The organism is Kosakonia sp. YIM B13571, assembly GCF_042788095.1.
Lineage (GTDB): Bacteria > Pseudomonadota > Gammaproteobacteria > Enterobacterales > Enterobacteriaceae > Kosakonia > Kosakonia quasisacchari.
Window position 1 is genome coordinate 300,528 of the sequence record NZ_JBHZPL010000003.1, and the last position, 20,279, is coordinate 320,806.

25 protein-coding genes, 2 tRNA genes and 1 pseudogene are annotated in these 20,279 nt (G+C 51.5%); 15 read left to right on the plus strand and 13 right to left on the minus strand.

The window, feature by feature from the left end:
* Positions 1 to 112 precede the first annotated feature (112 nt).
* Positions 113 to 625, plus strand: coding sequence for a GNAT family N-acetyltransferase (locus tag ACFX4O_RS09810; protein WP_380208421.1), 513 nt, complete (start codon positions 113 to 115; stop codon positions 623 to 625).
* 77 nt (positions 626 to 702) lie between these two features.
* Here the strand turns inward: ACFX4O_RS09810 and ACFX4O_RS09815 are convergent, their stop codons facing one another.
* Together ACFX4O_RS09815 and ACFX4O_RS09820 are read right to left on the minus strand one after the other, a co-directional pair.
* Positions 703 to 1,494 (minus strand): MBL fold metallo-hydrolase, encoded by a 792-nt coding sequence (locus tag ACFX4O_RS09815; protein ID WP_380208423.1) that lies wholly within the window; start codon positions 1,492 to 1,494, stop codon positions 703 to 705.
* Positions 1,495 to 1,723: 229 nt separating this feature from the next.
* Positions 1,724 to 2,068: a winged helix-turn-helix transcriptional regulator gene (locus ACFX4O_RS09820; RefSeq protein WP_380208425.1), complete on the minus strand. Its 345-nt coding sequence runs from the start codon at positions 2,066 to 2,068 to the stop codon at positions 1,724 to 1,726.
* Between the two features lie 90 nt (positions 2,069 to 2,158).
* Between ACFX4O_RS09820 and ACFX4O_RS09825 the strand changes: the two genes are divergently transcribed.
* From ACFX4O_RS09825 to ACFX4O_RS09850, 6 genes are all read left to right on the plus strand, one after another.
* Positions 2,159 to 2,485: a nuclear transport factor 2 family protein gene (locus ACFX4O_RS09825; RefSeq protein ID WP_380208427.1), complete on the plus strand. Its 327-nt coding sequence runs from the start codon at positions 2,159 to 2,161 to the stop codon at positions 2,483 to 2,485.
* The gene (locus ACFX4O_RS09830; protein WP_380208429.1) at positions 2,485 to 3,264 is read left to right on the plus strand and encodes an SDR family oxidoreductase; all 780 of its coding nucleotides are present in this window, start codon (positions 2,485 to 2,487) and stop codon (positions 3,262 to 3,264) included. The genes ACFX4O_RS09825 and ACFX4O_RS09830 overlap by 1 nt, the downstream gene beginning before the upstream one ends.
* 492 nt (positions 3,265 to 3,756) lie before the next feature.
* Positions 3,757 to 4,971, plus strand: a complete 1,215-nt coding sequence (gene rbsK, locus ACFX4O_RS09835; RefSeq protein WP_380208431.1) for a ribokinase — start codon at positions 3,757 to 3,759, stop codon at positions 4,969 to 4,971.
* Positions 4,972 to 5,065: 94 nt separating this feature from the next.
* Positions 5,066 to 5,995: a dihydrodipicolinate synthase family protein gene (locus ACFX4O_RS09840; protein ID WP_380208433.1), complete on the plus strand. Its 930-nt coding sequence runs from the start codon at positions 5,066 to 5,068 to the stop codon at positions 5,993 to 5,995.
* Between the two features lie 168 nt (positions 5,996 to 6,163).
* Positions 6,164 to 6,661 carry a YhcH/YjgK/YiaL family protein gene (locus ACFX4O_RS09845; protein ID WP_380208435.1) on the plus strand — a complete coding sequence of 166 codons (498 nt, stop codon included), beginning with the start codon at positions 6,164 to 6,166 and terminating at the stop codon, positions 6,659 to 6,661.
* Positions 6,662 to 6,676: 15 nt separating this feature from the next.
* Positions 6,677 to 7,990: an MFS transporter gene (locus ACFX4O_RS09850; RefSeq protein ID WP_380208437.1), complete on the plus strand. Its 1,314-nt coding sequence runs from the start codon at positions 6,677 to 6,679 to the stop codon at positions 7,988 to 7,990.
* Between the two features lie 110 nt (positions 7,991 to 8,100).
* Here ACFX4O_RS09850 and ACFX4O_RS09855 read toward each other — a convergent pair.
* The 3 genes and pseudogenes from ACFX4O_RS09855 to mtfA form a co-directional block, all read right to left on the minus strand.
* Positions 8,101 to 8,339, minus strand: a pseudogene (locus ACFX4O_RS09855) (Arm DNA-binding domain-containing protein); the annotation flags it as partial.
* Between the two features lie 148 nt (positions 8,340 to 8,487).
* Positions 8,488 to 8,563 (minus strand) — tRNA-Asn (locus tag ACFX4O_RS09860).
* A 99-nt stretch (positions 8,564 to 8,662) separates the two neighbouring features.
* Complete coding sequence (gene mtfA / locus ACFX4O_RS09865; protein ID WP_131412154.1) at positions 8,663 to 9,460, minus strand: DgsA anti-repressor MtfA; 798 nt, start codon at positions 9,458 to 9,460, stop codon at positions 8,663 to 8,665.
* 93 nt (positions 9,461 to 9,553) lie between these two features.
* Between mtfA and ACFX4O_RS09870 the strand changes: the two genes are divergently transcribed.
* From ACFX4O_RS09870 to ACFX4O_RS09885, 4 genes are all read left to right on the plus strand, one after another.
* A tRNA-Ser gene (locus ACFX4O_RS09870) sits at positions 9,554 to 9,643 on the plus strand.
* Positions 9,644 to 10,040: 397 nt separating this feature from the next.
* Complete coding sequence (drpB, locus tag ACFX4O_RS09875; RefSeq protein WP_380208439.1) at positions 10,041 to 10,307, plus strand: cell division protein DrpB; 267 nt, start codon at positions 10,041 to 10,043, stop codon at positions 10,305 to 10,307.
* A 36-nt stretch (positions 10,308 to 10,343) separates the two neighbouring features.
* Positions 10,344 to 11,042: a phosphohydrolase gene (locus ACFX4O_RS09880; protein ID WP_380208441.1), complete on the plus strand. Its 699-nt coding sequence runs from the start codon at positions 10,344 to 10,346 to the stop codon at positions 11,040 to 11,042.
* Positions 11,043 to 11,054: 12 nt separating this feature from the next.
* Positions 11,055 to 11,549 carry a very short patch repair endonuclease gene (locus ACFX4O_RS09885; protein ID WP_380208443.1) on the plus strand — a complete coding sequence of 165 codons (495 nt, stop codon included), beginning with the start codon at positions 11,055 to 11,057 and terminating at the stop codon, positions 11,547 to 11,549.
* Here ACFX4O_RS09885 and yedA read toward each other — a convergent pair.
* Positions 11,524 to 12,435 carry a drug/metabolite exporter YedA gene (gene yedA, locus ACFX4O_RS09890; RefSeq protein ID WP_131412162.1) on the minus strand — a complete coding sequence of 304 codons (912 nt, stop codon included), beginning with the start codon at positions 12,433 to 12,435 and terminating at the stop codon, positions 11,524 to 11,526. The two genes, ACFX4O_RS09885 and yedA, sit on opposite strands and share 26 nt — an antisense overlap.
* Positions 12,436 to 12,612: 177 nt before the next feature.
* Here yedA and ACFX4O_RS09895 point away from each other — a divergent pair, with 177 nt between their 5' ends.
* The 3 genes from ACFX4O_RS09895 (at position 12,613) to dgcQ (ending at position 15,575) form a co-directional block, all read left to right on the plus strand.
* Complete coding sequence (locus tag ACFX4O_RS09895; protein WP_131412164.1) at positions 12,613 to 13,524, plus strand: DUF808 domain-containing protein; 912 nt, start codon at positions 12,613 to 12,615, stop codon at positions 13,522 to 13,524.
* A gap of 79 nt (positions 13,525 to 13,603) precedes the next feature.
* A complete protein-coding gene (locus ACFX4O_RS09900; RefSeq protein ID WP_131412166.1) occupies positions 13,604 to 13,786 on the plus strand; it encodes a YodC family protein in 183 nt (60 codons plus the stop codon).
* Between the two features lie 91 nt (positions 13,787 to 13,877).
* Entirely contained in the window at positions 13,878 to 15,575 is a 1,698-nt protein-coding gene (dgcQ, locus tag ACFX4O_RS09905; protein WP_380208445.1) for a cellulose biosynthesis regulator diguanylate cyclase DgcQ, read from the plus strand.
* Here dgcQ and ACFX4O_RS09910 read toward each other — a convergent pair.
* Complete coding sequence (locus ACFX4O_RS09910) at positions 15,539 to 16,369, minus strand: mannosyl-3-phosphoglycerate phosphatase-related protein (RefSeq protein WP_131412170.1); 831 nt, start codon at positions 16,367 to 16,369, stop codon at positions 15,539 to 15,541. The two genes, dgcQ and ACFX4O_RS09910, sit on opposite strands and share 37 nt — an antisense overlap.
* Positions 16,370 to 16,591: 222 nt before the next feature.
* Positions 16,592 to 16,822: a YodD family peroxide/acid resistance protein gene (gene yodD / locus ACFX4O_RS09915; RefSeq protein ID WP_017458383.1), complete on the minus strand. Its 231-nt coding sequence runs from the start codon at positions 16,820 to 16,822 to the stop codon at positions 16,592 to 16,594.
* A 126-nt stretch (positions 16,823 to 16,948) separates the two neighbouring features.
* Here yodD and dsrB point away from each other — a divergent pair, with 126 nt between their 5' ends.
* Positions 16,949 to 17,137: a protein DsrB gene (gene dsrB, locus ACFX4O_RS09920; RefSeq protein WP_380208448.1), complete on the plus strand. Its 189-nt coding sequence runs from the start codon at positions 16,949 to 16,951 to the stop codon at positions 17,135 to 17,137.
* A 42-nt stretch (positions 17,138 to 17,179) separates the two neighbouring features.
* Here dsrB and rcsA read toward each other — a convergent pair whose 3' ends face one another.
* The 5 genes from rcsA to fliO all read right to left on the minus strand — a co-directional run bounded on the left by rcsA (position 17,180) and on the right by fliO (position 20,276).
* The gene (rcsA, locus tag ACFX4O_RS09925) at positions 17,180 to 17,803 is read right to left on the minus strand and encodes a transcriptional regulator RcsA (protein WP_017458381.1); all 624 of its coding nucleotides are present in this window, start codon (positions 17,801 to 17,803) and stop codon (positions 17,180 to 17,182) included.
* A 276-nt stretch (positions 17,804 to 18,079) separates the two neighbouring features.
* Positions 18,080 to 18,877 (minus strand): flagellar biosynthetic protein FliR, encoded by a 798-nt coding sequence (gene fliR, locus ACFX4O_RS09930; RefSeq protein WP_131412172.1) that lies wholly within the window; start codon positions 18,875 to 18,877, stop codon positions 18,080 to 18,082.
* 8 nt (positions 18,878 to 18,885) lie between these two features.
* On the minus strand, positions 18,886 to 19,155 hold the full coding sequence (fliQ, locus tag ACFX4O_RS09935; protein WP_131412174.1) for a flagellar biosynthesis protein FliQ: 270 nt from the start codon (positions 19,153 to 19,155) through the stop codon (positions 18,886 to 18,888).
* 9 nt (positions 19,156 to 19,164) lie between these two features.
* Positions 19,165 to 19,902 carry a flagellar type III secretion system pore protein FliP gene (gene fliP, locus ACFX4O_RS09940; RefSeq protein WP_131412176.1) on the minus strand — a complete coding sequence of 246 codons (738 nt, stop codon included), beginning with the start codon at positions 19,900 to 19,902 and terminating at the stop codon, positions 19,165 to 19,167.
* Positions 19,902 to 20,276 carry a flagellar biosynthetic protein FliO gene (fliO, locus tag ACFX4O_RS09945; protein WP_131412178.1) on the minus strand — a complete coding sequence of 125 codons (375 nt, stop codon included), beginning with the start codon at positions 20,274 to 20,276 and terminating at the stop codon, positions 19,902 to 19,904. Before fliO ends, fliP begins: the two co-directional genes overlap by 1 nt.
* Positions 20,277 to 20,279: the final 3 nt, after the last annotated feature.

Genomic DNA, 20,279 nt, shown 5'->3' on the forward strand with positions numbered 1-20,279 from the left:
AAATGGTGCTGGCGCATTCAGGATGTACAATACGTGGCGCGAGACAGTGCGGGAATGCCTGAAGCTGTCGTGTCGATCAGGCTTAACGCTTGTTACCATTGGGAACATTCAGATGACAGATATCACAATCAGACCCGCGCGAAGCGAGCACCTGGCGGCGTTAAGGGCCATTGAATTGGCATCGTTTGAAACGCTGCGCGAGGCGGGAGCGGTGACCGGATCTCCTGTCGCTAGCAGCCTGGAAGATTTGCGCGAGCTATGCAGGGAAGGGGTGTTACTCGTTGCTTTCGCGCCGGACGATATCCCTGTTGGGTTTGCCGGAGCCGTGATTACGGAAAACTGGCTGCACATTGCCGAAGCGGATGTTCACCCGAACTGGCAGCGGCAGGGAATTGGCCGACGCTTGATGTATGCGCTTCTGTCGGAAGGTAAAGCGCGCGGTTTATACGGCGCTTCGTTAACGACCGATCGTGATGCGCCCTTCAACGCACCTTTTTACGCCTCGCTGGGTTTTGACATTGTTGAAGGCAACGCCATTTCGCACCGGTTGAACGCGGTGCTTACCGCGGAAACCCGCATTGGGCTTGATCCGAAACGCCGCGTAGCAATGCAATTATTGTATTGAAATCAATGGCCGCGTTTTTTATGTGCAGGTGTGCGCGAACGCTGCACGTTGACGGATATACATTCATAAACAATTGGTTAACTCAGACAGGCGATATATTTCTGAGCTGACTGGCGCACAATGTCCGCAGCATTTTGCGCGATCTCTCGTCCTTCAAATGCACCGTAGAGTTTCTCGAATTTCACCGCATCTAGCCGACGCGTCATATCACGAACTGTTTCTGCCGGTAGCGGCAACATATTGGGATAGCTCCACATAAAGGAGACGGCATTTGCGCCCGGCGCGACCTGAACGATATCGCCGGACAGCAGCACACCTTCATCCCGCGCCCAGTGAAGGACGCAGCCACCGGCAAAATGGCCGCCAAGGCGCATGATGCTTACGTCCGGGGTCAGTTGCAGGGTATCGCCGTCCCAAAGGGTGATGTGCGGGCTGTCACGCATGATCCAGTCGCGATCGCGTTCATGCAGATAAACCGGCGCGTTAAACGCGGCGGCCCAGTCTTGCACGGTAGTGTAAAAATGAGGATGCGAGATGGCGATGGCCTGGAGTCCGCCCAGAGAGTTGATCAGTGTTTTTGTGGCGGCGTCGAGGGTGGAGATACAGTCCCACAGGATATTGCCTTGCGCTGTTCTCACCAGAAACGCGCGCTGCGCAATGGCGAAATCAGGCACGGTTTTGATGCTGAAGAGATCGCTCTCGTGCTGTTGCCATTTATTAGCATGTGAGGTCAGAAGGGTAGGGAAATCAACCCATTTCTGCCCTGTTACCGGCACGAACTGGCGCTCATCTTCGCAGATTTTGCAGCGGTGTGGGGGAGTGGCGGTTATCTCATATGATGTGCCGCACGCGTTGCATAAAGTGATCATTGGCGTCCTCGCTGTTCCGGTTGCGTCATGCTAAAGGCGCTTTGCAGAGAATGGCTTCTTTTTGTCGGGTGATGCCCGTGCCATTAATTGAGTAATTAGCATGGCACATTGAGGCGGCGGTATGTGCTGGATTGTGCGGCCAAAAAAAGAAGCACTGCCCGATGCGCGGGAGAACGGTTGAACGCGAATCGGGCTGTATCAGAACGAAGGAAAAAGATTATCGCCGGATTTAAGGTTCGTCTGGTGAGAAGGTTTCGCGTTTTTCTGCCCATTTCAGCATGGCATCCAGCGCAGGACACAGGGCTTGTCCCCAGTCCGTGAGCCGGTATTCCACCTTCGGAGGGATCTGCGGATAAACCTTGCGCGACACAATGCCATCCGCTTCCAGTTGCCTCAGTTGCTGGCTCAACATCTTTTGCGAAATGCCAGGAATAAGCCTGCTGAAATCGGAGTAGCGCTGCACTTTTCCGTCAAATAAATGAAACAGAATGACCAACTTCCAGCGGCCTTCCAGTAATCGCAGCACCTGTTCTACGCCAATCGCTGCGGTATCGGGGGTATAAATCTTACTCATATGCCTGTTACTAACTTTTTTGTGCGTTCTTGATGGTTTGACACTATATGGTGAAAATGAAAGTACCGCAAACAAGAGGAGTCCATCACCATGTCTTTGTCATTACCCGAAGCTGTTGCGACCTACTTCGCCATCAGCAATGGCGCAGATATCGCCAACGTCAACCACTGCTTTACACCTGACGCCGTTGTTATCGATGAAAGAAAGACGCATCGCGGCCTTGAGGCCATCCAGGCCTGGCAACGCGACGTGCAAAATGCTTTTGAGTACACCGTTGAGCCGATCCGGGTGGCTGAAGACGGAGCGCGGTTAACGGTGACCTCTCATGTGGCGGGCAATTTCCCCGGCAGCCCGGTGCAGCTTAGCCATGCGTTCACTTTGTTGGACGGGAAGATCGCATCACTGGAGATCGTTTGATGAGTATGAATCTGGACTTACAAGGAAAACGTGTTCTGGTCACGGCGGGCACCAAGGGCGTCGGAAAAGCAGTTGTTGGCCTGTTTCATGAACAGGGGGCAAACGTATTAACCACCGCGCGAACCGAACCTGATGAATCTTTAGCGGATCACTTTGTGGTGGCTGATCTGACCACGGTCGAAGGTTGTCATCGTGTCGCGCAAGCGGTGCAGGCCAGCTTTGGTGGCGTTGACATTATTGTTCATGTTGTTGGTGGCTCGACTGCGCCCGGCGGCGGTTTCGCGGTGTTGGGTGAAGATGAATGGCAGCAGGAACTGAGCCTTAATCTGCTGCCTGCGGTCCGGCTTGATAGAGCGCTCTTGCCCGGCATGCTCGCTCAGGGAACGGGGGTCATTATTCATGTGACCTCCATTCAGCGCGCGCTGCCGTTGCCGGAGTCGACAACAGCGTATGCGGCGGCAAAGGCCGCACTCTCGACGTACAGTAAAAGCTTGTCAAAAGAGGTTTCGCCAAAAGGAATTCGTGTGCTGCGTGTGGCGCCGGGCTGGATCGAAACCGAAGCCTCCGTCGCACTGGCTGAACGGCTCGCTCACCAGGCGGGTACCGATTACGAAGGCGGTAAGAAGATCATCATGGATTCGCTTGGCGGCATACCGCTGGGGCGTCCATCAAAACCTGTTGAAGTGGCCAATCTCATCGTGTTCCTGGCTTCGTCCTGCGCGGCCGCGATCACAGGAACAGAATACGTTATCGATGGAGGCACAGTGCCAACCGCGTAATCGCGGCGAGCATTGCCCGAACAGTCGCAGCTGGATCAACACAGTGCGGCTGTTTTCTGGCGCTGAATGATTATCGCGTACGAACTGAAGTACCTGTAAATCCGGCCGCCCGAATCAGCCAGGAAGGTTGGCGGACCAGAAAAGCAAAAAGCCTGCTGGAACGCAGGCTTTTCTCTATCTGGCTTCTCTGGCTGCGATCGCCTTTACCATTCACTGGCTCATAAAATAGAGCAGGCCATCTACGTCGATTAACGGAATGCAGATCAAAAGGGCCTCAAGCAGAAACCGCCTCGCGCAGCCATCTGGCTTACCTTTTCCTTCGTTAACATGGGCATTTGCCTACTTTGCCAGAGAGAATTTTCCGTTTCTTCCTTCACAAAAATCAGAAATCCCGGTTTTTGTTTGCTTCCGTTTTGCTAATTAAGCTATGAGCATCATCACTATTTAATCAGTTTTGTGCATTTATTCTGAATATGAAGAAGGTGGGTGAATATGTTTCTTGAAGAGCGGCGGCAGCAAATCCTGGAATATCTGGATAAGAATGAGCGGGTAAAAGTGGAGATTCTGGCGTCTCTGTTTGCCGTGACCAGAGAAACCATTCGCAGTGATCTGAATGCTCTGGCGGCTGAAAAATTGGTTCAGCGCTGTCACGGCGGGGCAATGGTAATACGGCGGAGTTTGCAATCAAAGCTGATTACCGACACTGGCGACAACTTTGAGGTGTTGCTACAACGGCTGCAGAGCCAGAAAAGGAAGCAGACTGTGCAACAGAATAAAGGAAAGAGCATGACGGGTAAGGTTTGCATTCTGGGTTCATTTAACGTCGATATCGTGGCGAAGGTTGAACGTTTTCCAAAAGGCGGTGAATCCCTGTTGGCGCTGGGCAGCACGCTCGGCCCTGGCGGTAAAGGGGCAAATCAGGCCACGGCTGTGAGTCGTGCGGGGGCTAAGGTGCATTTCGTTTCTAAGGTGGGCAAGGATCAGTTCAGCCAGTTTGCTTATGATCACCTGACCTCTTCGGAGATTCACTCCTTTACCCTTTATCAGTCGGAAACCGAGCCGACTGGTAACGCCATTATTTATGTCTCGCAGGAAAACGGCGAGAACATGATTGCCATTTATTCTGGGGCCAATAAAACCATCAGCGAAGACGAAGTGGTGGCGATCACCCCCGAGCTTGAAGATTCGAACGTGCTGCTGGTGCAGCTCGAAAACAACTTTGCCGCGACCTTGAGCGCGATGAAGTTGGCAAAAGCGCTGGGCGTGAAGGTGATACTCAACCCGGCGCCTTTCTCAAGCCACGCGCTTGAGTGTCTTGAATATGTGGACGTTATTACACCTAACGAAACGGAGGCATCGCAGCTGTCCGGCATTGACGTGAAGGATTTAGCCAGTGCCAAAGAGGCTGCACAGCGTATTGTCAGCCAGGGGGCCCGGCGGGTCATTATTACGATGGGATCGCGCGGCGCGCTGCTGCTCGATGGTAATCAGTTCCAGCACATTCCGGCTTTTCCGGCCCTGAGCGTTGATACCACCGGCGCAGGTGACGCTTTCAACGGTGCGTTGGCCTCAAGCATTGCCAATGGGCAAAATCTGGTGCAGGCGGCGACCTATGCTTCGGCGTTTGCCTCGCTGGCAGTCGAGCGCGAAGGTGCATCAAACATGCCCGATCACGCACAGGTTTTAGCACGTTTGGCGCAGCGATAAATGCTGCGTTCACTCTTTAGTTTCTTGTTGCGGTCGCTGCCTTAATACATTGAGTTTAGCGGCCACGTAATCGATTCTGTTTTAAGGAGCAGTAATGACTAAAAGTATCGAAGGTATTGTGCCAGTGATGTTGACCCCATTCACTGACGACAATCAGATTGATTACCCGGGTCTGACTCGTTTGATCGACTGGTATCTTGAAAAAGGTGTTGATGCGCTGTTTGCCGTGTGTCAGTCGAGCGAGATGCAGTTCCTGACCCTGGAAGAGCGCGTTGAGCTGGCCGCGTTCGTGGTGAAGCACGTGGCAGGGCGCATACCGGTGATTGCCTCGGGCCATATCAGTGATGATATCAATGACCAAATCAATGAGTTAAACGCGATGGCGAAAACCGGAGCCGACGCACTGGTGCTGGTCACCAACCATCTCGACCCGAAAAATCAGGGCACTGAGACCTTCTTTGCCACTCTGGATACGTTGCTGAGCGCATTGCCTGAATCCATGCCGCTGGGGCTGTATGAGTGTCCTGCACCGTATCGCCGCCTGCTGAGCGACGAAGAGTTAACTTACTGCGCCAACACCGGCCGCTTCGTTGTGCTGAAAGACGTGAGCTGTGACCTGGCAACGGTTACCCGCCGCGTGAAGCTGGTGGCGCATACGCCGTTGAACATCATTAATGCCAACGCCGCCATTGCTTATCCGGCGATGCAGGCAGGGTCCAAAGGATTCAGCGGTGTGTTCACCAACTTCCACCCCGAGCTTTACAGCTGGCTGTACCACAAGGCGGCAACCCAGCCGCAACTCGCCGACGAGTTAGCCATTTTCCTGTCGCTGGGCGCGGTGACTGAGACATTGGGTTATCCGAAGAATGCCAAGATTTATCATCAGCGTCTGGGCACTTTCGACAGCGAATTCTGCCGTGTGAATAAAGACAATGTGCTGGAAAAATTCTGGGGGCTGACGGTATTGCTGGATCAAATTCACAGCGGCACTGCGCTGTGGCAGAAAAAAATTGCTGCCGAGTAAGATGCGATAGCGGTGAGAGATGCGGATAAGTTGCCGTCTTATCCGCTGATGAATTGCCTGGTCGAATATTCTATTCAAAGGATTATGCTTCCAGGCAGTAAGTTTTAATTGACTAACAATTTTAGCTGTAATCCGACCCTCGATATAAATATAAAAGGATTATTCAACATGATCGTATGTTGCCTAAGAGATTGGGAGCGCGAAAAATTCGCTTTCCATTCGATTATTAATAAAGGTATTGAGTATATTACTCAAACTGATTTTTCTACACTAACACCAGGGAAATTCGATATTATTCCGGGCAAAATGTTTTGCCTTTTTCAGGAAATGAATACCGTTCCTGCTCATGAAATGAGAGCTGAATCACATTTCAAGTTTGTAGATATTCAATTTCTCTTGCAGGGAGAAGAAACCATCGGCGTGGCGCGCGGTGCGGCAGAACATGAGGTGGTTGAAGACCGGGCGGAGAAGCATGACATCGTATTTTATCAAGAAACGAATAATGAATCGCTGATTCATTTGGAACCCGGCATGTTTGCCGTTTTCTTTCCGCAAGATTTACATCGCCCTTGCTGTAATACCCAAAGTGAGTCTTTTATTCGTAAGGCTGTAATTAAAATTCACCTGAGTCTGTTCAATGATGACTTATTTATGAATAACCAATAGTGGATAATTAAAATTATGAAAGACGCTACCTCTTCTCTCGATGCACCTCTGGTTAAAACGGCCACGCCTGTGGTTTCACGTTTGCGCTGGGGAATTATTTTCATTTTGTTAATGGCGGCGGTGATTAATTATCTTGACCGCGCCAATTTAAGTATTGCCAACACCACTATTTCCAGGGAGTTTGGGTTCAGCCAAACGGAAATGGGCCTGCTGTTGTCGGCGTTCTTGTGGCCTTACGCACTGGCAAACCTGCCTGCGGGTTGGTTGGTTGATCGTTTTGGTCCTAAAAAAATGTTCTCGTGGGGCGTGGGCCTGTGGTCCACCTTCACGGTGATGGCTGGTTTCGTTAATGGTTATTCCATGTTCTATGCCCTTCGTGTGCTGTTGGGCATTTCCGAATCACCGTTCTTTACCTCCGGCATCAAGATTACTCACCGCTGGTTCTCTGACAAAGAGCGTGCACTGCCGACTTCCATTATCAACACCGGTTCGCAGATTGCGAATGCCATTGCGCCGCCAATCCTGACCGTGCTGCTGTTAACGCTCGGCTGGCGTGGCATGTTTATCGCCATTGGTCTGGCGGGGATTCCGCTGCTGCTGGTCTGGCTGAAATTCTATCGCAACCCGACGGCGTCAGAAGAAAAGGTGATCCACGCCAATTCTCAGCTGGTGCAGAAATCGGTAACCGACGTTAACGGCAATAACAAGGCGAGTTGGGGGGCGCTGTTCAAGCATAAAACCACCTGGTTCATGGTGATTGGCAACTTTTCTATCATGTTTACCATCTGGGTTTACCTGACCTGGCTGCCGGGCTATCTGGAAAAATCGCTGGGCTTTAGCCTGAAACAAACCGGCTGGCTGGCCGCAATCCCTTTCTTTGCGGGTATTTTGGGTGTGCTGTGCGGCGGAGCCATTTCTGACCGTCTTATTCGTCGCGGTGTGAAAACCATTACGGCGCGTAAAGTCCCGATTGTTGCCGGTGCTGCGCTGGCGGCCTGTTTTGTCGCACCAATACCGTTCGTGCAAAGCACAACATTGAGTATTGCACTGCTGTCGATTGGCTACTTCTTCTCGCAATTGCCGCAGGGGGTGATCTGGACGCTGGCTTCAGACATTGCGCCGAAAGAGCAGGTGGCATCAATGGGGGCGATTCAGAATTTTGGTGGCTTCCTTGGCGCGGCCTGTGCGCCGATCGTAACCGGAATTATCCTTGATGCAACCGGACAGTTCACCAACGTCTTTTTCCTCGGCGCCGGTTTACTGATGCTGGGGGCGCTTAGCTACGGACTGTTCGTGAAGAAGCCGATTCAGGTGACAATGTCGAAGTAATAGCAATCGTAAACTTCATGAAACGCCTGGCTATTGGGGCGTTTCATGATTCTTAATTCGGTATCTCCCCGCGAAAGGGCGCTCTGTTACCGTGCGCCTTTTCTGCTGAAATTTAGCATTCTTGCTAGTAACTTACGGATGTCATTACATTGTTGCCGGGCATCGACAGAGATACTACAGGATAGGCACTCAGATCAGGTCGGGATTCGTTGCTATTGATACGTTATTTGAGATACCACAGACGGGAGCCGCCAGGATTGACGAGAAGATACAGACCATGGGAATCGGAGGCTTTAAAGGGTTTATCAGAAGGTTTGAGACTGCGGATTTTTGTAGCACTAAGAGACATAAGGCGGTCATCTCATAATCGAACTGAAATGACCCAAATGTTTCCCGATGCGGAAGGAAAACTGAAAAAGCATCAGGAAGTGTTTTCACGCTAACTTTTTGAATCTTTATCAGACTGGGATTCGCCATGATGCATGAGAACAAAAATATGGCTCCTCTGACTGGACTCGAACCAGTGACATACGGATTAACAGTCCGCCGTTCTACCGACTGAACTACAGAGGAATCGTGTGAACGGGGCGCATACTACTGGCCCCGTACTTGAGTGTCAACACTAAATTTAACACACTGATTCAATTGGCGAATTAAAACACAGATGCCATTTTAATGTACCTGTCTTGCACTGTCGCTATTGCGGCCCGCCTGCCCACGCAAACGGTTTAGCGGGTCCTGCCCATAAAAATGGCAGAAGCGCTGCCACAGCGCCGGAAAGCGCGGAGCAAACAGCTCTGGCGCGCTAAAGAAATACTCTGAAAGTACGGCGAAACATTCTGCCGGATCGGTTGCCGCATAGGCGTCGATGCTGGCGGCGCTTTCACCAACCAGATCGATCTCATCCTGAATGTTGTCCATCGCGGCGCGCAGATCGTGTTCCCAGCCTGCCACTTCACGCAAAGGAATCAGCGGAATGCCGCTGGCGCGATCGCCGTTGCGCGTATCCAGTTTATGCGCCACTTCATGAATAATGAGATTGAAGCCTGATGCGTCGAACGAATCCTGAATATCGAGCCAATTAAGAATGATGGGGCCTTGTTGCCAGCTCTGCCCGGACTGAACCACGCGCTGATTGTGCACCAAGCCAATATCGTCTTCCCACTCGTCATCGACAACAAACGGCGCTGGGTAGATGAGCACTTCATGGAAGCCATCCAGCCACTCAAGGCCAAGCTCCAGCACCGGCAGGCAAAACAGTAAGCTAATGCGCGCACTTTTCAGCGCATCTAAATCGAATCCTTGCAACGGAACCAGGCGTTTTTGCTGCAAAAAGCGGTCAGCCAGATGAACAAGTTTCTCCTGTTCTTCCGGTGACAAATTTGCTAACACAGGGGCATTTAACGCTTCTTCCCAAGGGTATTCTGCGCCTTCGGCAGATTCCCTTGTCTTCCAGGGCCACTTAATCATTGTTTTGCTCGCAAACTCGCCACTTGAACCAAATTAACGGGACAGGGTCTGTTAAAATGCCAAATTACCTGGCATCATGGCAACCATCTGAACGGAGAGATGCCGGAGCGGCTGAACGGGACGGTCTCGAAAACCGTAGTTGGGGCAACTCAACCGGGGGTTCAAATCCCCCTCTCTCCGCCATTATTCAAACAGTTACACGCTTCGCTTTCAACGACTCCCGTCACAGTTGCTTTTCCACCCTTGCATTTGCACATTTTATAACCTTTTTTTAACATAATCGACAGAAATGATCGCCGCTTTTATCATTAATTTTTGTCGCGTTTCCGTCGGTCTGGAAATGTCATTGCTAGCGCGCTGATAACACTTTTCTTATTAATTTTTATCCCGTTACGTCTGTTTGTCATTTTCACATGACACACTTTTTCTTGGCCTGCGGCCGTTGCAGGTTAGGGGATTCATCAGTCTCGCTGATATATCTTTAAAATTCATCAACAGACGATATGATGAGAGAGTAGTCACATTTATGTTGAGACAATTCCATTCTTTGCATCCCTTAACCTATGCGGAAAAAAACATTATGGAAGATAAAGCGGTTCGCAGCCTCGGTGGCAAACTGGCACTCTGGGTGTTCTGGATTTTCTGCGTTTATTTTATCTGGTCTGTGCTAAACGATATCTGGCCAGTCAGCCAGACGAATTCGCCAGCCGGGTTTAATACGGGCACAGTTGGAACGGCGACCGGAAACTGGCTGAACTCGTTTTTTGGTGTGCTGGTTTTAGCTGTCGTTGGTGCGATACTTGGCGCTATTGCCTGGTATACGCGCCCACAAGATCCGGATGCCTGAAACCGCAACTCATGGCTTTCATTGACGGGAACAAGAATGAACTTAAACGACTGGCAGCGCCGTTTTGACCAATGGATTTCTCAGCATTTTAATCACGGCGACGCCGCGCATGATGTCTCACACTTTCGCCGGGTCTGGAAAACGGCACAAACGTTAATGCAAGGCCAGCAGGTTGATGCACTGGTGGTGCTGACAGCCTGTTATTTCCATGACATCGTGAGTTTTGCCAAAAATCACCCACAGCGTCATCAATCTTCGGTAATGGCAGCAGAAAAAACGGCGGCTATTCTCGCCAGCGATTTTCCTGATTTCCCACAAAACGCCGTTGCTGCCGTGCGCCATGCCATTGAAGCGCACAGCTTTAGCGCTGGCATTGCGCCACAAACGCTGGAAGCGAAAATTGTTCAGGATGCCGATCGGCTCGAATCGCTTGGGGCGATTGGCCTGGCGCGCGTATTTGCCGTTTCCGGCTCGATGGGCGCGGCCTTATTCGATGGTGAAGATCCGTTTGCCGCGAAACGTGAACTGGATGACAAAGCCTTCGCCCTTGATCATTTTCGTTGCAAACTGCTGAAATTACCCGCCACCATGCAGACTGACCAAGGGCGTAAACTCGCCGAACACAACGCAGATTTTTTGGTGCACTTTATGGCGAAACTCAGCGCCGAACTGCAAGGTGATCACCAGCGCGTTGATGAAGAGGTGTTGCGCCGCTTTAGCTTTCACTTGGCCTGATGGAGACGTGCGATGGCGGATGTGCATGACAAAGCAACGCGCAGTAAAAATATGCGCGCCATCGGCACAAAGGATACGGCGATTGAAAAGCGGCTTGCCGCGAGTCTTGCTTCGCTGGAGCTCGATTTTCGTGTCCAGGACGCCGCCTTACCGGGGCGGCCTGATTTTGTGCTCGACGATTATCGCTGCGTTATCTTTACCCATGGTTGTTTCTGGCATCACCACACCTGTTATCTTTTCAAAGTGCCTGCCACGCGCACGGATTTCTGGCTGGAGAAGATTGGTAAAAACGTTGAACGCGATGCACGCGACACTGCGTTGTTGCTGGAACAGGGCTGGCGAGTTCTGGTGGTCTGGGAATGTGCGCTGCGCGGGCGGTTAAAACTCAGCGATGAGGCGTTATGTGAACGACTGGAAGAGTGGATCTGCGAAGGGCAACAGACTGCGCAGATCGACACTCAAGGGATTCATGCGATGGCCATTACTTCTCTGCCTCGCAAGGCGTAACCACCGGGCGTGCCGGGAAGAGATATTTACCCAGCGTCACCAGCACCACCGCCATAATAATAATGCCCAACGCCAGCCATTCCACAGACGAAAGATGTTCCCCGCCAAAACTTGTCCCGAGCAGCACGGCGACCACCGGATTGACATATGCATAGCTGGTTGCGACGGCCGGCGAGACATTGCGGATCAGGTACATATAGGCATTGATGGCGATAATGGAGCCAAATAACGCCAGATAACCGACGGCGAAGAAACCGGACAGCGGCGGTACTGCGCTAAGTCGCTCGCCACTTAATGCCGAGGCCGCTAACAACACAATGCCTGCGGCCAGCATTTCAATTGCGCCCGCCATCATGCCGCTCGGCAGTTCAATTCTCGAACCGTATACCGAGCCAAATGCCCAGCTTAGCGAACCGACCAGAATCATCACGGCACCCCACGGATTGCCGCTTAAATTCCCACCACTATTGAGCAAAACAATGCCCACCAGGCCAATGGCAATGCCAAACCACTCAAGTTTTCGCGTGGCAATGCCGAAAAAGTGACTGAAACACAACGTGAAAAGTGGAACGGTAGCAACTACCACGGCGGCGATACCCGACGGTACATTTTGGTGTTCGGCGACGGTAACAAAACCGTTGCCCACCGCCAGCAGCAGCACGCCAATCAGCGCGGCATTCAACATCGGGCGCAGCGGCGGCAATTTATGGCCGGTCAGTAATAAGACGCTGGTCAGAATGACGCCCGCAGATAAAAAGCGTGTACCGGCCAGCATAAACGGCGGCCAGCTTTCAACGCCAATGCGGATAACAAAGTACGTGGAACCCCAGATAATATAGAGCGCGAAAAGGGCGCCAATAAGCGGTAAAACTTGCCTGAAACGCATAACCCACCACGGCAAAAGATAAGAGGCTTATAGTAAACGTTAAAACTATCGGCCTGGCGAGTGGTTAATTGCGTAAGAAGTGTTAAATTTTTGTTGACTCAAAGAGGTGATTTTCGCCTTGGGGTTTTTTCCATCATACTGAGAAGCGTTACGTCATAAATTCAAAAGGAAGACATTTTGGCAGGAAGTAGTTTATTAACATTACTCGATGATATTGCGACATTGCTGGATGATATTTCAGTGATGGGCAAACTGGCGGCGAAAAAGACTGCCGGTGTGCTGGGCGACGATCTTTCGCTTAACGCGCAGCAGGTTACCGGTGTGCGCGCCAACCGCGAATTGCCGGTGGTGTGGAGTGTCGCGCGTGGGTCGTTGCTGAATAAGGTGATTCTCGTGCCGTTGGCGTTACTGATTAGCGCCTTTATTCCCTGGGCCATTACACCTCTGCTGATGCTCGGCGGCGCATTTTTATGCTTTGAAGGTGTGGAGAAAGTGCTGCACACGTTTGAAGCGCGTAAGCATAAAGAGAGCCCGGAGGCACGCCAGCAGCGTCTGGAGGCGCTGGCGGCGCAAGATCCGCAGCAGTTCGAGAAAGATAAAATTAAAGGCGCGGTGCGTACCGATTTTATCCTCTCTGCGGAGATTGTCGCCATCACGCTTGGCATCGTTGCCGACGCGCCGTTGCTGAACCAGGTGCTGATCCTGTCGGGCATCGCGGTGCTGGTTACCATTGGCGTTTACGGGCTGGTTGGCATCATCGTTAAGCTCGATGATATGGGGTTCTGGCTGGTAGAGAAACCGGGCGTTCTGGCGCAGGGGTTGGGGAAAGGGTTGTTATTCACCGCGCCCTGGCTCATGAAGATCCTTTCTGTTGTCGGTACGCTGGCAATGTTCCTGGTCGGTGGCGGGATTGTGGTGCACGGTATTGCACCGTTACATCACGCCATTGAGCATTTTGCTGCGAACCAGCCTGCACTGCTGCAAGCGCTGGCTCCAATGGTAGCAAACCTGGTGCTGGGCTTTGTGATTGGTGCCGTGGTGGTCACGGTAATGAAAGGTGTGGAACGTTTACGTGGCGGCAAAAAATAAAATCTTGCGTCAGGCATTACGCAAATTTAAGCAACTTCGTCTAAGGTGAAAAAGTTTCGCCCTGATACCGGAGGCAAGAATGGTCTTTTTGGTCAGCGATGAAGTGCAGAGTAAAAAGGGTGGTCCGCTCATGATTGTTACCGGATATGCCAGCGGTATGGTTGAGTGCCGCTGGTATGACGGCCACGGCGTCAAACGGGAAGCCTTTCGTGAAGATGAACTGATGCCTGGCGACAGGCGGCGGATCCACGAAGAAGCATAACCACTAAAACGCCCGGCATTGCTGGGCGTTTTTATTGCCGCATTACACGAGCGGGGCGAAAGAGCACTCACAGACATCTCAGGGAGCCCGTGTGCGGCAGAACCGTGTCGTAAAACAGCCCAGGTCGTTTAAACAACTGCAGCGCTATTTTGTTCCGGCTCAGGTGGTTAACCTGTGCTTCGTGATCGTGATGGTGTGCTCAACGATCCTGACGTGGCGCGAAGTTATCGTGCTGCAGGGTGCTTATGTTGCCAGCCAGCGTAGCGCACTGGAAAACGTCAGTAATGCGCTGGATATGCAGATTCAGGTCGGTGTAGACCGGTTGCTCTTTTTTCGAAATGGTATGCAGGCGGCACTGCAGAAGCCGTTGGGATTTGAGGCATTAAATTCCGTGCAGGGCGAGTTTGATCGTAAACGCACCTTACCGTACTGGCAGATTGGGCTTGATAACAGCCGGACGCTGCCTATTTACGGCGTTTCAGATTCTTTAGTTGAACAGAGCGGGCTGCTGCGTCGCGATGAGGAACGGTTACACAACGAACTCACGGCGGCAATGGAGCTTGGCTATCTGTTTCGCCTCTCTTATGAGGCCTCCATGTTGCCGCGTCAGGCTTATTATTTCTCACGTGCCGGCTTTTTCCTCTCCACGCGCGCTGTGGAACGTGAGCAAGACATTATTTCTACCTATTACCGCTTATTAACGCGCCCATGGTTTAGTGGCCAACAGCAGCAGGAAAACCGTGCGCGTGGCGTTCGCTGGTTCACGCTGTTAACCAACCCGGAAACCAACAGTTTTGTCGCCGCCAGCGTGCCGCTCGATTACGAGCACTATTGGTACGGCGTGCTGGTAATGAGCTTTCCGGTGAGTGCCATTAAGCCGTTACTGGTTGGCGAACAACTCCAGCAGGATGGCGGGGAATACCAGCTTTACGATAACCATTTCCGGCTGCTGACCAGTACGCAACCGCTACAGAATGCCAGCGTCGAGTTTAATCAGGATGAGGTCGCGAAGCTACAAGCAGACATGGCTCGTGATACCGTCGGCGGCCTGCATTTGGGTACCCGCTATGTGAGCTGGCAAAAGCTGAAACATTTTGGTGGCGCCCTGCTGCGTGTTCACTCTTTGCGCGAAGGGCTCTCCGGGGATTTCGGGCGTATCAGCATTGCGCTCTCGCTGCTGTGGGTGTTGTTTACTGGCATGCTGCTTTTTTCCTGGGTGGTGATCCGCAGAATGGTGAACAACTTGTATAGCATGCAACACACGTTGCAATGGCAAGCGTGGTTCGACCCGCTGACGCGTCTCTATAATCGGGGATCGTTCTTTGAGCAGGCGAAGTTGTTATCTGAACAAGCGCGAGTTAAGCAAAGACCATTCTCGATCATTCAGCTTGATATTGACCATTTTAAGGGGGTCAACGATCAGTTCGGCCATCAGGCTGGCGATTTGGTGTTATCGCACGCCGCAGGGCTTATCAGCAGTACCATCAGAGAACAGGATGTCGCAGGGCGTGTCGGCGGCGAAGAGTTCTGTATTTTATTGCCGGATAGCACGCTTGAGCAGGCGGCACAGGTTGCCGAGCACATCCGTTCCCGCATTGAAAGTAAAGAGATCCTCATTCACAAACGTACGACTCTGCGTATCACCGTCTCGCTCGGCGTCAGTGATGCGCAGGAAAGCGGCAATTACGATTTTGAGTACCTGCAATCCATTGCTGATAGCCGCTTATACCTGGCGAAAAACAATGGTCGCAATCAAGTCTGTTCAGTTGATGAGATGCCAAAGAGGTGATCCATGCCTTCGCACCAGCCCGCTGATCCTTCTTGTTGCGTGTGGTAAACCCGTGGCGGTGTATCCTGGCGCAGCGTTACACCCTGGCGATTAAGACCTTTTACGACCACGGCGTAGTCAACGTTATCAAGCAGCGGCGCATCGTTTGGTCCATCGCCCAGCCCAACCGTGACGGCGCGTTTACCCTGGTAATGGCGATATTGTCGGGTCAGCCAGTTGACGGCCTGGTCTTTTCCGCCGCGCTCATCCAGCACATGCCAGAATCGTGCTCCCTGAACAACACGTAAGCCCAGTTGCGCCAGCGCATCATCAAAAGCTGCCATTCGTTCATCGCTGTCGCGCCAGATCAGCGTTTCAGATGCTTCCTGCAACTTAGCAAGGTTAGCCTGCGCAGGCGTAAGACCCGTTAACTCTGCCAGCACATGCTCATCCAGCTCGCTAAACGTCGTGAATTTCCAGCCATTGCTCAGGCGTAATTGAGTCAGCACGCGGGCGATTTCCGCATGGGGGGAACCGGTAATAATCCGTGGGTAGTCGTCGTGATCTTGCCAGTGTTCATCTAACTGAATCACCGCGCCGTTTTCAGCAATAAACGGCAGGCCTTGTAGTTGCAAAGTGTTCTGCACAGCAATCATTTCTGCAGCTGTTTTGCTGCTACAGAGGATCACGGGTATCTGCCGCTGACGTAGGCGCGCAAGCCACTCAGCAGCATGTTGCCATTCACCGGTATGACTATCCAGCAGTGTTCCTTCTATGTCAGTAAAAACCAGTAATGGGTCGTCCAGGCTCGGCATAATGAGCTCCTTTGGAAGTATGAGTCGGGAGACTTTTGTCGCGCATTGTATGCAGTAGAATACAGTTGTATGTGCTAATTTATTGATTTATAGATAGTTCTTGTCATAACAAAATTTTCTCTATAGAGTTGTCCCCACATCAGATTCCCTGGTGTACGAATTTTAAGTGCTTCTTGCGAGAGCAAGTTTGTCCCGGCCGTTTCGGCGGCCGGGATGTTTTCTTCAGCGATTCGCCTCTGTAATACTGAAGTCATGCACATCCAGCTCAAATGCTTCCGCCAGTTCCCGCCAGGTATGATATTCCCGACCATCAACGCTCACGCGCTGGCCATCTTCGTCGTCGACGCGATGCACTTCGCTTTCGCTGATTTCGTTAATCGCAGCCAGCAGGGCATCGACATCAATATGCACGTCCCGCTTTGCGGTCTCGCTGTACTCTTTAACTGTTTTCACACCGTCACCTCCTTCATAAATGCAGTTTAAGTATAGCCGGTAGAAAAAATCGCCAGCTAAACGCAGGCACGCTGTCAGGGCAGCGGTTTTGTTCTACACTGGCGTAAATGCGAGAGGAGGGTACTTATGAAGGTTAACGATCGGGTAACGGTCAAAACGGACGGGGGTCTACGCCGTCCGGGGGTGGTATTGGCTGTCGAAGCGTTTAATGAAGGTACAATGTACCTGGTCTCACTGGAAGATTACCCGCTCGGGATCTGGTTCTTTAATGAAAAAGACCACCCGGATGGCGTATTTGTAGAACGTGCAGATTAATTTTTCGCCCTCCGGTTGGAGGGTGAATATATAACAATACCTTCAACGCATATTAACAAATATACCAGTGGTAACATTATCTGTTAGCCGTACTACATGATAGATGACCTGCTTATTATGCGTTTTAATTTTTCTTTTAATATTACCCTTATGTGATGATACTGTTTTCGCTTTGATATTCATCTGATCGGAGATTTGAATCGTATCTTGCCCAGACATCCACATTTTCAACATGCTTGACTCGGTACGACTTAGTGAAAGCGTTGGTAAATTAATGGTCCCAACGCTTTTTTTCTCTTTGTTGAGACAATCTCCCAGAATATTATCCAGCGACTCAGGCTTGATTGATTTAGAACTAATCAATAAGTTTTTGCGAACCAAAAGATATTCATCAAAGTGGATATTGGCGATAGCCATAAACACAATAAAAAGTGTGCGGGGATGCTGATTAATGACTTGCTTAATGTGTTGACTGCTGCTTGGGTCATGAATAAAGCAGTCCTCATTAATAAACACCACGGTTGGCTGGAGTGTGGCGCAAGCTGATTCGAGTTCATCAACAGTTTGGATGTCGTTGATATCTCGCTTTTTAACCCCCCGGCTTGTCAGATACCCTGTTAATCCCAACCGGGTATAACTGCATAAATCCATAATAATCGTTGACATGGCATACCCTCACTCAATGCGTAACGATAATTCACCACCCGCCAGAAGCTTCAGAAGCCATACAGGAAAAACTTATATTACTGAAGTACGACGCGAAACTTCAGGCGAACCCACTATCCCGTAAAGTTAGGTATAATTTGCCAGGAATCATCTTAAAGTAAAGTAAATGTTGCGTTCTGTGAGAAGGCTAAAAACAAATAAGCCGCGCCAGATATATGGTGGGGGATGTTTTGCAAATTTAACTTTAGGAATATCCTCAGAAAGGCATTACTAAAGTCAGGGATTACTATTCTGTGGAAGCTCGCTAACAATATCAGCTAACAGATTGAAAATCTCACTGAATAAGCGCTCACAATAAGGGGCGATTAACGGCATCATTGCCGCCATCAGTAAAATCCCAACGCTTAACGTAACGGGAAAACCAATCACGAAGACCGACAATTGCGGTGCCATGCGGTTCAGTAAACCAAGGGAAAGGTTAATGGTCAGCAGCAGTGTGATAACCGGTAACGCCAGCATTAACCCATTGAGGAAGATCATGCCCGCCGCGCGCGTGAGCGCCAGGTATGCATTACCGTTTACCGGGTTACCGCCAATTGGCAAGGTGTGGAATGTATCGACCAACATCGAAATTAACCACAAATGCCCATTGAAGGTGAGAAACAACAGCAGCGCCAGCATATCGAGGATTCGCGCCAGCACCGGCATGTTTAAGTGGCTGGTGGGGTCAACAAAGGTGGCGAAGGAGAGACCCATTTGCAGGCCAATCAGTTCACCGGCGGTACGAATAGTCGCAAACGCGAACTGCATCGTGAAACCGAGCGCAACGCCAATCAGGATCTGCTGCAGTGCCAGCCAAAGTGCCGCCGGGGCGAATACCGGTACATCCGGCGTTGGCGGCAAGGTTGGGGCGATAACAATGGTAATAACAATCCCCAGCCCCACTTTTATACGGCGTGGAATACGTGATTCGCTGAGAATCGGCGCGGTCATAATTAACGCCATCACGCGCAGCAGTGGCCAGAAATACATACTGATCCAATGTAGCCACTGGTCGCTGGTGACGTTCAACATAAGTCGGCTTACCCGATGATATAAGGAATGTTGTTGAACAGGGCGCGCATGTAATCAAGCAGTAAATTCAGCATCCACGGACCGGCAACCACAATCGTGACAAACACGGCGATGATTTTTGGGATAAAGGAGAGCGTCATTTCGTTGATCTGCGTCGCCGCCTGCAAAATACTGATAACCAGGCCTGTGACCAGCGCAACCAGCAGCAGGGGGGCAGCGAGCGCGAGCGCGACTTTCATCGCCTCGGTGCCCATCATCATGACCGATTCTGGTGTCACGGCTTACTCCTAACTGTAAAAGCTCTGGGCGAGTGAGCTGACAAGTAACTGCCAGCCATCCACCAACACAAACAGCATCAGTTTGAACGGCAGGGCAATGGTTGCGGGCGGTACCATCATCATCCCGAGCGCCATCAGGACGCTGGCGATCACCAGGTCGATAATCAGGAACGGGATAAAAATCGTAAAGCCTATCTGAAAGGCGGTTTTCAGCTCGCTGGTCACATAAGCGGGCAACAAAATACGCATCGATACGGCTTCCGGCCCCTGAATTGGCGGGCTATTAGAGAGACGGGCAAACAGCGCCAAATCGGCTTCACGCGTTTGGCGCAGCATAAATTCGCGCAGCGGTTGCGCGCCGCGTTCCAGCGCCACATCCACGGAAATTTTATTTTCGCTAAACGGCTGATAGGCGTCGGTATAAATCTTGTCGATTACCGGCGACATAATAAAAAAGGTCAAAAACAGCGCCAGCCCAAGCAGCACCTGGTTTGGTGGCGCAGAGGGGGTACCCAGCGCGTTTCGCAGCAGGCCAAACACAATGATGATGCGGGTAAAGCTGGTCATCATCAGCAAAATAGCGGGCAGGAAGGTGAGCGAGGTAATAAACACCAGCGTCTGCACCGGCAGCGACCAGCTCTGACCACCACCGGCTATCGGCTGGCTAATCAAACCCGGAAGTTGTGCAAATGCCGCAGGGGCAACAAGCCATAACCCGGCCAGCGCTAAAGAGAACAAACGGCGCATCAGGATCTCCCGGAACGCTTAAGCAAATTCTTCATCACGGTCTGGAAATCCACATTTTTCACGTTCACGTCTTCACTTTCTGCGGGTGCGGGAGGAAGTTTGTGCAACAGATTGATGTTAGTGGGCGTAACGCCCAGCACCAGGCGTGCATCCTCAACATCCACGATTACCACGCGTTCACGCGTGCCGACCGTGGTGCTGGCGGTCACTTTTAAACCCCGGCCACTGGCGGTTTTGCCGCCGAGGCCAAGGCGTTTGGCGAGCCACGCGATAATCAGGATTAACGCGATCATGCCAAACAGCGCGCCACTGACCTGCAACAGTGGCGAACCGGAAAGGGCAGACGGTTGGGAAACCGTGGCCTGTGTTTTCATGCT